Source organism: Iamia sp. SCSIO 61187 (assembly GCF_019443745.1).
Lineage (GTDB): Bacteria > Actinomycetota > Acidimicrobiia > Acidimicrobiales > Iamiaceae > Iamia.
Genome location: NZ_CP050948.1, coordinates 3,492,471 through 3,505,390 on the forward strand (window position 1 = coordinate 3,492,471; position 12,920 = coordinate 3,505,390).

12 protein-coding genes are annotated in these 12,920 nt (G+C 74.2%); 5 read left to right on the forward strand and 7 right to left on the reverse strand.

Annotated elements, in window-relative coordinates; translation table 11 throughout:
• Window positions 1-6: 6 nt before the first annotated feature.
• Both HC251_RS16685 and HC251_RS16690 read left to right on the forward strand, forming a co-directional pair.
• Window positions 7-411: a thioesterase family protein gene (locus HC251_RS16685; protein ID WP_219941737.1), complete on the forward strand. Its 405-nt coding sequence runs from the start codon at window positions 7-9 to the stop codon at window positions 409-411.
• A gap of 594 nt (window positions 412-1,005) precedes the next feature.
• Window positions 1,006-1,707, forward strand: a complete 702-nt coding sequence (locus HC251_RS16690; RefSeq protein WP_219941738.1) for an HAD family hydrolase — start codon at window positions 1,006-1,008, stop codon at window positions 1,705-1,707.
• Here the strand turns inward: HC251_RS16690 and murD are convergent.
• Window positions 1,680-3,146 carry a UDP-N-acetylmuramoyl-L-alanine--D-glutamate ligase gene (gene murD, locus HC251_RS16695; RefSeq protein WP_219941739.1) on the reverse strand — a complete coding sequence of 489 codons (1,467 nt, stop codon included), beginning with the start codon at window positions 3,144-3,146 and terminating at the stop codon, window positions 1,680-1,682. The two genes, HC251_RS16690 and murD, sit on opposite strands and share 28 nt — an antisense overlap.
• Before the next feature lie 7 nt (window positions 3,147-3,153).
• The gene (locus tag HC251_RS16700; protein WP_219941740.1) at window positions 3,154-4,002 is read right to left on the reverse strand and encodes an alpha/beta fold hydrolase; all 849 of its coding nucleotides are present in this window, start codon (window positions 4,000-4,002) and stop codon (window positions 3,154-3,156) included.
• 204 nt (window positions 4,003-4,206) lie between these two features.
• Here HC251_RS16700 and HC251_RS16705 point away from each other — a divergent pair, with 204 nt between their 5' ends.
• Together HC251_RS16705 and HC251_RS16710 are read left to right on the forward strand one after the other, a co-directional pair.
• Complete coding sequence (locus tag HC251_RS16705; protein WP_219941741.1) at window positions 4,207-5,259, forward strand: lysylphosphatidylglycerol synthase transmembrane domain-containing protein; 1,053 nt, start codon at window positions 4,207-4,209, stop codon at window positions 5,257-5,259.
• Window positions 5,256-6,140, forward strand: a complete 885-nt coding sequence (locus HC251_RS16710; protein ID WP_219941742.1) for a phosphatase PAP2 family protein — start codon at window positions 5,256-5,258, stop codon at window positions 6,138-6,140. The genes HC251_RS16705 and HC251_RS16710 overlap by 4 nt, the downstream gene beginning before the upstream one ends.
• 4 nt (window positions 6,141-6,144) lie before the next feature.
• On the opposite strand, the gene HC251_RS16715 is transcribed toward HC251_RS16710, so the two are convergent.
• Window positions 6,145-7,191 (reverse strand): DUF2332 domain-containing protein, encoded by a 1,047-nt coding sequence (locus HC251_RS16715; protein WP_219941743.1) that lies wholly within the window; start codon window positions 7,189-7,191, stop codon window positions 6,145-6,147.
• Between the two features lie 104 nt (window positions 7,192-7,295).
• Between HC251_RS16715 and dxs the strand changes: the two genes are divergently transcribed.
• Window positions 7,296-9,152 (forward strand): 1-deoxy-D-xylulose-5-phosphate synthase, encoded by a 1,857-nt coding sequence (dxs, locus tag HC251_RS16720; RefSeq protein WP_219941744.1) that lies wholly within the window; start codon window positions 7,296-7,298, stop codon window positions 9,150-9,152.
• A 143-nt stretch (window positions 9,153-9,295) separates the two neighbouring features.
• On the opposite strand, the gene HC251_RS16725 is transcribed toward dxs, so the two are convergent.
• From HC251_RS16725 to HC251_RS16740, 4 genes are read right to left on the reverse strand one after another with little or no spacing between them, the layout of a single operon-like run.
• Window positions 9,296-10,825 carry an N-6 DNA methylase gene (locus tag HC251_RS16725; RefSeq protein ID WP_255566738.1) on the reverse strand — a complete coding sequence of 510 codons (1,530 nt, stop codon included), beginning with the start codon at window positions 10,823-10,825 and terminating at the stop codon, window positions 9,296-9,298.
• Window positions 10,798-11,964, reverse strand: a complete 1,167-nt coding sequence (locus HC251_RS16730) for a DEAD/DEAH box helicase (RefSeq protein ID WP_219941745.1) — start codon at window positions 11,962-11,964, stop codon at window positions 10,798-10,800. The genes HC251_RS16725 and HC251_RS16730 overlap by 28 nt, the downstream gene beginning before the upstream one ends.
• Before the next feature lie 52 nt (window positions 11,965-12,016).
• Window positions 12,017-12,505 carry a glutathione peroxidase gene (locus HC251_RS16735; RefSeq protein WP_219941746.1) on the reverse strand — a complete coding sequence of 163 codons (489 nt, stop codon included), beginning with the start codon at window positions 12,503-12,505 and terminating at the stop codon, window positions 12,017-12,019.
• A 27-nt stretch (window positions 12,506-12,532) separates the two neighbouring features.
• A complete protein-coding gene (locus HC251_RS16740) occupies window positions 12,533-12,895 on the reverse strand; it encodes an MGMT family protein (protein ID WP_219941747.1) in 363 nt (120 codons plus the stop codon).
• Window positions 12,896-12,920 lie beyond the last annotated feature (25 nt).

The window sequence follows — 12,920 nt, forward strand, 5'->3', positions numbered from 1 at the left end:
GGGTCCGTGCCGCCCACCCAGGCCCTCGCCGCCTCCGTCCGCCCCGGGCTCACCGGGAAGGTCACCCTGGACGTCCTCGCGGCCGACACGGCCGAGGCCCTCGGGTCCGGCGACGTGCCGGTGCTTGCGACGCCCCGCGTCGTCGCCCTGGCCGAGCAGGCCGCCATCGTCGCCCTGGGCACCCACCTGGCCGCCGGGCAGACCACCGTCGGCATGCGGGTCCAGATCGACCACCTGGCCCCCACCGCGGTCGGCGGTGAGGTCATCGCCGACGCCACCCTGGAGAAGATCGAGGGCCGCCGGCTCACCTTCACAATCTCGGTCAGTGATCGCTGCGGCCTGGTCGCCGCCGGCCGGGTGACCCGGGTCGTCGTCCAGCGCGACCAGTTCCTCGCCAAGGCCAGCGGCTGAGGGACTCTCCCAACCGGAGCCGGTCGACGCGATCGACCTGGCACACAGCAGCCATGTCGCAGGCGGGGTCGGCCCGCACGATCCGACCCGCTGGGCCCATCCCCGCCGAAGCTCGCTGCGCTCGCCGGCTCGGGCTGGCGCTCGCAGCACGAGCCTCTGGGGCTGCCGCCAGGCCAACCGGAACGGATCGGCGTGATCGACCTGGCACACTGCTCAGTCCCATGAGCACACACCTCTGGCCGACGGGCACCACCAACCGGGTCTTCGGGCGGGACGCTGACGACACACGTCGATCTGGTCGCTCCGGACAGCCAGAGAGGGCGTCATCGGCTTCGGGGGTGCTGCTGTGACTGCGGCGATGGCTCCCACCGGGATCCGCGTCGTGGGGATCGACGCCGATGACACACGTCCGCCGACCCCACGTCCGCCGACCCCACCCGCCACCCTGGCGGGGTCGGCTGCGCCGACACGTTCCCAGCCGAACGCCAGCCGGACGTCGGCGGACGTGTGTGAGCTGGTCGCGGTGCGTCAGCCAGAGAGGGCGTCGTCAGCCGCCGGGTTGCTCCGATGAGCGTTCGCCAGGATCCACCGTCCGTGGCTGTCGTGGGCATCGACGCTGACGACACCCTCTGGCACAACGAGACGTACTTCGCTGATGCGCAGGCGACGTTCGTGCAGATCCTGGCGCCGTGGACGCCCGAGGGGGAGGACGTGCTCGCCCTCCACGACGCCACCGAGCGGGCCAACCTCGAGCTGTTCGGGTACGGCATCAAGGGGTTCACCCTCTCGATGGTCGAGACCGCCATCGAGGTGAGCCGGGGCGAGGTGTCGACCTCGGCCATCGCCGAGCTGATCCGCCTGGGCAAGGAGATGCTGGCCCACCCCGTCGAGCTGCTCGAGGGGGTCGCCGACGCCGTCGAGGAGCTCGGCCGCACCCACCGCCTAGTGCTGGTCACCAAGGGCGACCTCATCCACCAGGAGCAGAAGATCGCCCGCTCGGGCCTGGCGGACCGCTTCGAGCGCATCGAGATCGTCTCCGAGAAGGACCCGGCCACGTACCGGGCGATCCTCGACCGCATGGACGTCTCGCCCGAGCAGTTCTGCATGGTGGGCAACTCGGTGAAGTCCGACGTCCTGCCCGTGCTCGAGCTCGGCGGCCACGCCGTGCACGTGCCCTACGCCATCACCTGGAGCCACGAGGTCGTCGCCGACCACGACGCCGACGCCTTCCCCGTCCTGGCCTCCCTCACGGAGCTGGCGGCGTGGCTTCAGGCGCCCCAGCGCTCGGTCACGTAGGCCCGGAACTGGGCGCCGCGGTCGAACTCGTTGGTGAAGAGCCCGAAGCTCGCCGCCGCCGGCGACAGCAGCACCACGCCCCCGGCGTCGCCCAGCAGGGCCACGGCGGCGTCGACGGCGTCGGCCAGCGACGACGCCGACGACACCCGGTCGGCCACCCCCCGCTCGGCGAGGAGCGCGGCGATCTCGTCCGACGCGTCGTAGTTCGGGTGCCGGAGGAGCACGACGTGGTCGGCGCTGGCCGCCAGCTCGTCGGCGAAGGCACCGAAGGCCGAGCGCTTGGCCTTGCCGCCGGCGATCACCGCCAGCCGCTCGTGGGCGAACGATCGGACCGTCGCCGTGGCCGCCCGGGGTGCGGTGGCGGTGGTGTCGTTCACGAAGGTGATGCCGTCGGCCACGACCACCACCTCCCGGCGGTCCGCGACCTCGCGCGCCGCCCGGCACCCCGCCGCCATCCCGGCCACCGACTCGCCCTCGGCCAGCCCCACGCACACCGCAGCGCACAGGTCGAGCACGGCGATCTCCGACCGCACCTGCAGCTCGTCGACGCCCACGACGTCGTGCTCCACGCCGTCGAGGCGGGCCCGGAGCCGGCCGTCCTCGGTCCACGCCCCGTCGACACCGTCGTCGAGGCGGCGGTCGGCGAACAGGAGGCGCCGAGCGCCGGTGGCCCCGGCGGCGGCGATGCTGGCGTCGACGTAGCCGACGGTGGCGGCGTCGTCGGCCGGGAGGACGAGCCAGTCGTCGGCGCCCTGGTGGAGCCAGATCGACGCCTTGGCCGCCCAGTAGTCCTCGACGGTCGGGTAGACGTCGAGGTGGTCCTCGTCGAGGTTGGTCACCACCGCCACCTCGGGCGACCGGCGGGACTCGCCCAGCCCCTCGAGCTGGAACGACGACAGCTCGATGATGGCGACGGCCTCGGGGTCGGCCTCGCCCGGCAGGAGGGCCCGGATGGCGCTGACGCGGAGGTTCCCGGCCTTGAGCGTGGGCCGCTCGGCCCCGAGGACGGCGTCGGCCAGGGTGGTCGTCGTCGACTTGCCCTTGGTGCCGGTGATGCCCACGATCCGGCCCGGCCACCAGCGGAAGAAGAGGGTCATCTCCATCTCGACCGGGATGCCGCGCCGGCGCGCGGCGGCGAGCAGGGGGTGCCCGAACCGCACCGCCGGGTTGCGGACGAGGACGTCGACGCCGTCGAGGTGGCTGTCGTCGTGACCGCCGAAGTGGGCGACGGCGACGTCGCGGTCGATGCGGGCCAGCACCTCGGCCGAGAAGGCCTCGCGGGGCCGGGCCTCGGTCAGCACGATCCGGGCCCCGACCGCGGTCAGGAGGTCGACCATGCCGGCGCCGCCGCCGTGGTCGCCGTAGCCCATGACGCACACGGTGGCGTCGGCCAGCTCGGCCCGCGCCGCCTCGATGCCCCCGCGCTCGCGCTCGGTCACGCCGGCGTCAGCCGGCCGGGTCGGCCTGGCGGCCGGCCTCGAGGAAGCGGCTGACGACCTTCCACCAGCGGTCGGGGTTCTCGAACTGCGGGCTGTGGGCGGCGTCGGCGATGACCTCGAGGGTGGCGCCGGGGATGGCCTCGGCCAGGCGCTCCGACGGGCCGGCGAAGCCCTCGTCCTCCTCGCCCACCACGACGAGGGTGCGGACGTCGAGGGTGCGCAGGGCGGCGAGGCGGTCCTCGACCGTGCTCAGCCCCTGGGCCATCGCCGCGTACATGGCCGGGGCGGCGGCGCGCAGCTTGCGGTCGCCGAAGTCGACGTAGCCGGCGCGCTCCTCGCGCACCCGCTCCTCCGACGGGCTGCGGGGGCGGCCCACGGGGCCCAGCTCGTTGGCCAGCTCGATCAGCCGATCGACGCCCTCGGTGCGGACGACCTCGACGGCCAGGGCCAGCAGGACCGGGTCGAGGCCCTCGACCGGTCCGTGGCCGGTGTCCATGAGGACGAGCGACCGGAGCCGCTCGGGCACCTCGAGGGCCAGCACCTGGGCCACCATGCCGCCCATCGAGTGGCCCAGGAGGTCGAAGCGCTCCCAGCCCAGCTCGTCGGCCAGGGCGCGGACGTCGGCCGCCATCTCGGCCAGCGAGTAGGCGGTCTCCTCGGCGGGGGCGTCGCTGGCGCCGTGGCCCCGCAGGTCGGGGGCGACGACGTGCCAGCCCCGGTCGGCGAAGCCGTCGAGGAAGTCGGCGAAGTCCTCCTTGGCGCCGGTGAAGCCGTGGACCAGCATCAGCGGCTCGCCCACGCCGGCCTCGGCCACGCTGTGGCGCAGTCGGGAGGTGGTGACGTCCCGGATCTTCACGCCCCACCTCGGGATCGGGCGGTCCGAGGCGTCGCACCCGCTCGCTGGTGCTCGCTCATCGGTGCAAGCTCGCTCACGGGCGGCACTCTATTCACCGCCCCGCGCCGGGGGCCGCTCCCCCTGTCCCACCCCGAGGAGCGCCGAGGGGGTGAACTACCGTTGACAGCCCCGCGCCGGGGAGGGATCGACGGAGAGAGGAGCCGCATGTCCGACACCGTGCGCCGGCGGCTCACCCTCGCCCTGCGGCTCGTCGTCAGCGCGGCCATGCTCGGGTTCCTCCTCACCAAGATCGAGTCCCGGGGGGCCCGGGTCCTGCCCGAGTGGACCGCGACGACCGCCCTGTGGCTCCTCGGCGCCACGCTCCTCACCCTCGTCAGCATCCTGCTGTCGGCCATGCGGTGGCAGACGGTGCTCTCGGCCATGGGCCAGCCGGCCCGCTTCAACCGGCTGCTCTCCCACTACCTCGCCGGCCAGTTCGTCGCCAACGTCCTGCCCACCACCATCGGCGGCGACGTGCTGCGGGTCTCGCGCCTCGCCCGCGACAACGGGCGCATGCCCGACAGCTTCGCCTCGGTGGTGCTCGAGCGCCTGACCGGCTGGCTGGTCCTGCCGATCATCACCTTCGTCGGGCTGGTCATCAACCCGCCCCTCCAGGACCTCGGCCGGGCCACCCAGATCGCCTTCGGCCTGGCCTGCGGGACCCTCGTCGCCCTCGGGCTGCTGATCGTGGCCGTGGCCGCCCACCGCTTCGGCGAGGTCGACGCCGAGAAGGGCTGGAAGCGGTTCCTGGCCGCGGTGAGCCTCGGGCTGACCAAGCTCCGGGCCAGCCCTCGCCAGGCGGTCAACGTCGTGGCCGTCGGCTTCGCCTACCAGCTGGTGCTGGTGGCGGCGGCGGTCATGGCCGCCCGCTCGCTGGCCATCCCCGACGCCGGGCCCACCGCCCTGCTCGCCTTCTTCCCCGCCGTGGCCATCGCCCAGGTGCTGCCCATCAGCATCTCCGGGCTCGGCGTGCGCGAGGGGCTCTTCGCCCTCTTCCTCAAGCCGCTGGGCGTGCCCACCGCGCAGGCCGTCGCCCTCGGCATCCTTCTCTACGTGCTCAACCTGCTCGTCAGCCTCCTCGGCGCCCCGGCCTTCGCCATCGGGGGGCGCACCAGCGAGCCCGGCGACGTCCTCGACCCCGACGACCTCGCCCCCATCGTCCCGCCGGCCCCCGCCGACCCGGGATCCGACGACCCGTCCCCGTCGGTGCCGGCGTGACCGAGGCGACGGCGGAGGTCGAGGACACCGAGCCGGGGGCGCCCGAGGGCGCGACCACGGCGGCCGGTCGCCGCCTGCGCTGGTGGCGCGAGGTCGGCTACGTCATCGCCTTCTACGCCGTCTACTCGTGGATCCGGAACCAGTTCGGCTCGGCCGGCGAGGGATCGACCCGCATCGCCTACGAGCACGCCCGCGACATCATCGGCCTCCAGGACGCCATCGGCCTGTGGTTCGAGCCCGAGCTCCAGCGCTGGTACCTCGACCTGCCCGCCATGGGCCTCATCCGGCTCTGGAACATCTACTACGGGACGGCGCACTTCATCGTCACCGCCGCCGCCCTGATCTGGCTCTACCGCCGCCAGCCCGACCGCTACTCGGTCTGGCGCACGACCCTGGCGGCCATGACCGCGGCCGCCCTCGTCGGGTTCGCCACCTACTCGCTCATGCCGCCGCGGCTGCTGGGCGACACGTCCAAGTTCGGCGCCTGCTACGAGCAGCAGGTCCCGGACTGCCACGGCGACGACATGGTCGACACCCTCGCCGTCCACGGCGGCTGGCTGTCGTTCCAGGACGAGGAGGTCGCCGAGGTCTCCAACCAGTTCGCGGCCATGCCGTCGATGCACACCGGGTGGTCGACGTGGAGCGCCTGCGTGATGTGGGGTCTCGTCCGCCGCCGGTGGGCCCGGGTCGCCATCGCCCTGTACCCGGCGGCCACCGTGTTCTGCATCCTCGTCACCGGCAACCACTACTGGCTCGACGCCGTGGGCGGCCTGGCCGCCTTCGCCGTCGGCCTGGGCATCGCCACCGTGCTGACCCGGTGGAACGAGGCCCGGTTCCGCCGGCGCGAGGAGCGCCGAGCCGAGCCCGCCGCCGCGACCTGACCGGTCAGCCGGCGAGCCAGCGGACCGGTGGGCCGTGGAAGGCACTCCGGGCGACGACGTGGGTGCGCACCGGCGCCGGCTTGGGCCACAGGGTGAGGCGGACCTCGGCCTCGGTCTCGGTGGCCGGCTCCATGCACAGCCACGCCACCGGGGCGGCGGCCGTCGCCCGGTCGCCGGCGGCCCGGACGGCGTCCTCGAGGGCGGTGCGGGTCCGGGCCCGGAGGTACTGGGTGACGATGGTGTGGACGACCACCGTCACCGCCCCCGGCACCGGGTCGGCCAGCTGCTCGGCCGCCCACTCGGCGGCGTCGGCCCGGTCGACGGCGACGGGCACGGCGGCGGCCACCTCCAGCGCCCCGTCGAGGCGGGTCCGCCGGTCGGGCTGGTCCGGCCAGAGGCAGGCCCGGAGCCGGAGCCGGTCCCGGGCCACGGTCGGGTCCAGAGGGCTCAGGTCGCAGCCGCGCCGGTCGAGGACCTCGAGGTGGGCGTCGAGCCGGGGCCGACCGCCGGTCCACGGGTCGACGAAGCGCACCGGTGACGACGGCGGACCGAAGGCCTCCCCGCCGGCCTCGTAGCGCAGGTGGTCGAAGCGCAGGTTGAGCCCGGCGCTGGCGCCCACCTCCAGAACCCGGAGCGGGAGGCCGGTGGCGGCGAGGAGCAGAAACCCGCCGAGCAGGGCGGCCGAACGCCCGACCTCGTTGGTCTGGATCGGCGCCCCGGTCCGGGCGACGAGGTCCTCGACGTGCTCGGCGACGGTGGCCACGAACACCGCCCCCACCGTCTCGTCCGACGTCCCCCCGGCCGAGGGGTACTGGGCGGCCAGGGCCGGCGCCCGACCGTCGAGGACCAGCTCGTGCACCGCGGCGAGGAAGCGCAGGACGGTGGCCCGGGCGTGGGGCTCGGCGGCGTAGGGCGTCAGGACGGTCCGGCACGGCCCGTCGACGGCCAGGTCGTCGAGGACGGCGTCCAGCACCCTCTCGTAGAGGGCGGAGCCGCCGATGGCGCACCCCCTCCGTTGGGCCCGCACCAGTCCCTCCAGGTCACCGGCCACGGTCGGCGAGCGCAGCGAGCGGCCTGGGGAGCACGCGGCCACCATGCCAGACCGGGGACCCCTCCGACGGCACCCGGCCGCGGTGGTGGCGGTAGCGTGGCGGGGTGCACCTGGACCGGATCTCCTGCCCGGCGGACCTCCGCCGCCTGTCGTACGACCAGCTCGACGAGCTGGCGGGCGAGATCCGGGAGTTCATCGTCGACGCCATCGACCACGTCGGCAGCGGCCACCTGGGGTCCAACCTCGGTGCCGTCGAGCTGACCCTGGCCGTGCACCGGGTGTTCGACTCACCCCGCGACATCGTGCTGTGGGACACCGGTCACCAGGCCTACGTGCACAAGATCGTCACCGGCCGCCGCCAGCAGTTCGAGTTCCTCCGCCAGGCCGGCGGCCTCTCCGGCTACCCGTGCCGGGAGGAGTCCGAACACGACTGGGTCGAGAACAGCCACGCCTCGACCATCATCAGCTACGCCCACGGCCTCGCCGTGGCCCAGGAGTCCGACCAGGGCGAGGGCCGCCGGGTCGTGGCCATCATCGGCGACGGGTCGATGACCGGGGGCATGGCCTACGAGGCGCTCAACAACCTCGGCCACTCGGGCAAGAAGGCCATCATCATCCTCAACGACAACGGCCGGTCCTACGCCCCGACGGTGAGCCGCCTGACCGAGACGGTGTCCCGGCTGCGCGTCGACCCCCGCTACGTCCGCCAGCGGACCCGCGCCGAGGAGGCCGTCCGCAAGGTCCCCTACGTGGGCGACCACCTGGCCTGGGGCATGCTCGGCGCCCTCGCCGGCGTGCGCGAGATGGTCGAGCCGCCGGTCTTCTTCGAGACCCTGGGCGTGAAGTACACCGGGCCGATCGACGGCCACGACGTCGCCGGGCTCGAGCGGGCCCTCCGCCACGCCGCCGAGCTCGACGAGCCCATCGTCGTCCACGTCCTCACCGACAAGGGCAAGGGCCACGCCCCGGCCGAGAACGACCCGATCAAGCGCATGCACGACTTCGGCCCGGGCGTGGCCAAGGCGGGCACGTGGACCGCCGCCTTCACCGAGGCCCTCATCAAGGAGGGCGAGAACCGGCCCGAGGTGGTCGCCATCACCGCGGCGATGCCCGACTCCACCGGTCTGCTGCCCTTCGGCGAGCGCTTCCCGGGCCGGATGATCGACGTCGGCATCGCCGAGCAGCACGCCGTCACCTCCGCCGCCGGCATGGCCATGGGCGGGCTGCGCCCCGTCGTGGCCCTCTACTCGACGTTCCTGACCCGGGCCATCGACCAGGCGAACCTCGACGTCGGCCTCCACGGCCAGCCCGTGGTGTTCTGCCTCGACCGGGCCGGGATCACCGGCGACGACGGCCCCTCCCACCACGGCGTGCTCGACATGGTGCTGCTGTCGAAGATCCCGGGGATCACCATGTTCGCCCCGTCGTCGTACCAGGAGCTCCAGCAGCAGCTGCACGACGCCCTCGAGATCACCAGCGGCCCCGTCTCCCTGCGGTGGCCCAAGACCGCCTGCCCGCAGGTCGACGAGGGCGAGGTCGGCTCGGGCCTGAAGGGCCGCAAGCTGGCCAGCGGGACCGACGTGTGCCTCGTCGGCGTGGGCAAGATGCTCGCCGCGTGCAGCGAGGCGGCGGCCATCCTCGAGGAGCAGGGTGTCTCCTGCAGCGTGTGGGACCCGCGGGTCGTCCACCCCCTCGACCCCGCCCTGGTGGCCGACGCCGCCGACCACCCCGCCGTCGTGTGCATCGAGGACGGCTACCGCGACGGCGGCATCGGCATGACCCTGGCCGACCTGGTGGCCGAGGCCACCGTCGACCGGCCCCGCGGCGACCAGCCGGTCGTCCGGGTGATGGGCGTCCCCACCCAGTTCCTCGCCCACGGCAAGCCCGACGCCATCTTGGCCTCGCTCGACCTCGACGCCGCCGGCGTCGTCGCCGAGGCCCACCGCGCGCTCGGTCGCTAGACCCCCGCGCCACCCGGCACCCACGTCGGTCCGTTCTGAGCCAGGACCCGGCCACCCGTGGCCGATCGGTGGCTCAGAACGCCTCACGTCGCACCCACGGTCGTTCTGAGCCAGGATCCGGCCACCCGTGGCCGATCGGTGGCTCAGAACCGGGCGGGCCGATCCGCCGGTGCGCCGAGGCGGGTGCGGTACCAGGCGACGACGGGGTCGTCGGGGCGCAGGCGGTAGGCCTCGGTGAGGTCCTCGACCAGATCCGGCACCGCCGCCCCCTCCCGCAGGGCCTCGGCCGCCGCCACCCAGGCCGGGCGGTCGGAGGGCACCGGCACCGCCCCCACCTGCCGGGCCGAGAGCTTGAGGGCGTGGCGGCTCCGGGCCGTGCCGGCGGTGAGGGCCAGGGCCCACGCCGTGACGGGCGGGGCGCTCAGGGCGGCGGCCAGGAGCCAGACGGCGAGGTCGGGGTCCTCGACGCCGGTCCGGGGCTCGACCACGACGAGCGGGGTGGCGGGCAGGTAGGCGCCGTCGACGTCGACGGCCGCCTCGACCACGCGGGTCTGGGGGGCGACGAGGACCTTGGGCCGGAGGCGGGCCCGGAACCACGACGCCACCGCGGGGTCGTCGGCGGCGACGCCGGTGAGGTCGACCGCGGGCCGGGACCACGTCCGCCCGCCGATCCGGGCCGGGCGCACGCCCCAGCGGACGATGCCGGGGTCGACCATGCCCGTCGTGGCCACCCGGTCCAGGCCCTCGTCGTGCTCGACGACGTGGGCGGCCAGGGCGTAGTGGTGCTGGCGGAACCCGGCCGTGGTGGTGGCCACGTCGGCGATGGTGCCGGCGGCGGGGTCGAGGTGGACCTCGGGCACCCCCCGCACCCGGGCGAGCAGGGGCGACCACGTCGGCTCGGCGCCGGCGTCGGCCAGCGAATCGCCAGCGAATCGCCCTCCGACGCCGTCGTCGCGGCGCTCGAGCAGGAGGGCGCAGGTGTCGACGTCGGCGGCGAACGCCCGCCGGTCGAGCTCCCGCACCCCCAGGACCTCGGCCCGCGCCTCCACCGCCCGGCGCACGGCGCCGGTGTGGGCGGCGCCGAGCGCCGACTCGGGCTGGACCAGGACCACCCGCCCGCCGGGCCGGACGGCGTCGAGGGCGGCCAGGAGGAACAGGGCGGCGGCGTCGACGTAGCCGCCGGCGGCGGCGCCGAAGCGGGCCCTGAGCCGACGGCGGGCCTCGGGGTCGCGGGCCGTCGCCCGCGCCAGCTGGCCCAGGAACGGCGGGTTCCCCACGACGAGGTCGAACCGCGCCCCCGACGGGGGGACGGATCCGGGTGCCCGGGTGCCCGGAATCGCCCCCAGATCGGGTGGGAGGGCCTCCAGCCCGTCACCGAGGCGGACGTCGGCCCCCGGCACCGCGGCCCGGCAGGCTGCGACCGCCCCGGGGTCGACGTCGAGACCGACCAGCACCGACGCCGGCGCCACCTCCCGGACGGCGAGGAGGAAGGCCCCGCCGCCGACGGCCGGGTCGAGCACCCGCCACGGGGGCGCCGCGCCCCATCCCTCGACGGCCCAGGCCACCAGGGCGGCCGCCAGGTCCGGCGCCGTGTAGTACGCCCCCAGCGCCCGCCGCTCGGCCGGCGTCAGGTGGGTGGCGTCGGTCAGCCCGCCTCCGCCAGCGGGTCCCAGGAGGTCAGGTCCTGGAGCCGGGCGTCGTTCGAGAACATCTCGATGATCGGGAGGTCGAGGCCCAGGCGCTTCTGCAGCCGCTTGACCTCGAGCTCCTCGTTCCACAGGGCGAGGGTGACGACGAGGCCCTTCTCGCCGGCCCGGGCGGTGCGGCCCGACCGGTGGATGTAGGCCTTGTGGTCCTCGGGCGGGTCGCCGTGGACGACGACGTCGACGTCGTCGACGTGGATGCCGCGGGCGGCCACGTCGGTGGCCACCAGGACGGGGAGCTTGCCGGCCATGAAGTCGGCGAGGGCCTTCTCCCGCAGCTTCTGGGGCAGGTCGCCGTGGATCGCCCGGGCGTTGACGCCCTCGTCCCGCAGGTCGTCGACCAGCCGGTCGGCGTAGCGCTTGGTCCGGGTGAAGACGATGGTGCGGTTGGAGGCGTTGCCGATGGCGGCGATGACCTTCGACTTGTCCATCTGGTGGACGGCGATGAAGCGGTGCGTCATCTCCTCGACCGTCACCGTGGCCGACTCGACCTCGTGGCGGACGGGGTCGGTCTGGTACCGGGTGACGAGCGTCTTGACGGCACCGTCGAGGGTGGCCGAGAACAGCAGGGTCTGGTGCCCGCCCTTGATGTGGCGGAGCAGCCACTCGACCTGGGGCAGGAACCCCATGTCGGCCATGCGGTCGGCCTCGTCGACGACGACGATCTCGATGTCGTCGAGCCAGACCTCCTTGCGCTCGATCATGTCGATCATGCGCCCGGGGGTGGCCACGACCACGTCGGCGCCGGACGCCAGCGACGCGATCTGGCCGGTCATGTTGGCCCCGCCGTAGATCGCCACCACCCGGCGGTCGATGGCCTTGCCCAGGGGGATCAGCTCCTCGGACACCTGGGTGGCGAGCTCGCGGGTGGGCACCAGGACCAGCGCCCGGGGGCGGCGGGGCTCGGCGGTGGGCACGCGCTGGAGGGTGGGCAGCCCGAAGGCGAGGGTCTTGCCCGAACCGGTCTTGGCCTTGCCGCACACGTCGCGGCCAGCCAGCGCATCGCTGATGGTGAGCTCTTGGATCGGAAACGCCTGGTCGATCCCCTTCTCGGAAAGGGCCTTGACCAGGGCGCCATCGACCCCGAGCTGCTCGAAGGTCGTCGTCATCTCGCCGACCAGCCTACGGGCGCGGCGCCGAGAACCCCCAAACAGCCTGGGCCTACGCGGGGAGGGCGGCCTCGATGGCCTCGGTCACCTGGGGATCCTCGGGCTCGACCTGGGGGGCGAAGCGGGCCTTCACGGCGCCGTCGGGTCCGATCAGGAACTTCTCGAAGTTCCAGCGGATGTCACCGTCGTGGCCGTCGGCGTCGGCGGCCTGGGTGAGCTCGGCGTAGAGCGGGTGGCGCTCGTCGCCGTTGACGTCGATCTTCTCCATGATCGGGAAGGTGACGCCGTAGGTCGTCGAGCAGAAGGTCTGGATCTCCTCGGCGGTCCCCGGCTCCTGGCCCATGAACTGGTTGCACGGGAAGCCGACGACGCTGAAGCCCTTGTCGGCGTAGGCCGCCTGGAGCTTCTCGAGGCCGGCGTACTGCGGGGTGAGCCCGCACTTGGAGGCGACGTTGACGGCCAGGACGGCCTTGCCCTCGAACGCGTGGAGGTCGGCCTGCTCGCCGTCGAGGGTCTTGATCTGGTGGTCGTAGAGGGCCATGGGCGTCAGTGTGCCGCGTCGGCCCGCTCACCGCGCCTCCCTCGGCGCCGCCGGGCCGCCCGGGCCCGGGGCCGAGAGGCGGACGCGGCGGCGCTCACCGTCGACCGCAACGCCCTCCTCGGCCAGACGTCGCGCCTGCTCGTCCTCGTGGCCGGGCACCAGCCGCCCGGCGGCGTTGACGACCCGCCACCACGGGAAGGCCCCACCGCTGGCCGAGAGGACCCGCCCGACGGCCCGGGACCGCCCCGGCCAGCCCGCCTCCTCGGCCACCTCGCCGTAGGTGACCACGTCGCCCGGCGCCAGCCCGCGCAGCACCTCCTCGATCGCCCGCTGGAGGTCCGGCTCGGCCCCGTCGGCCGCGTGCCGGCCGATGTGCTCGTCCGCACCCATCCCCGCATCATCTCCGAACTCGGTG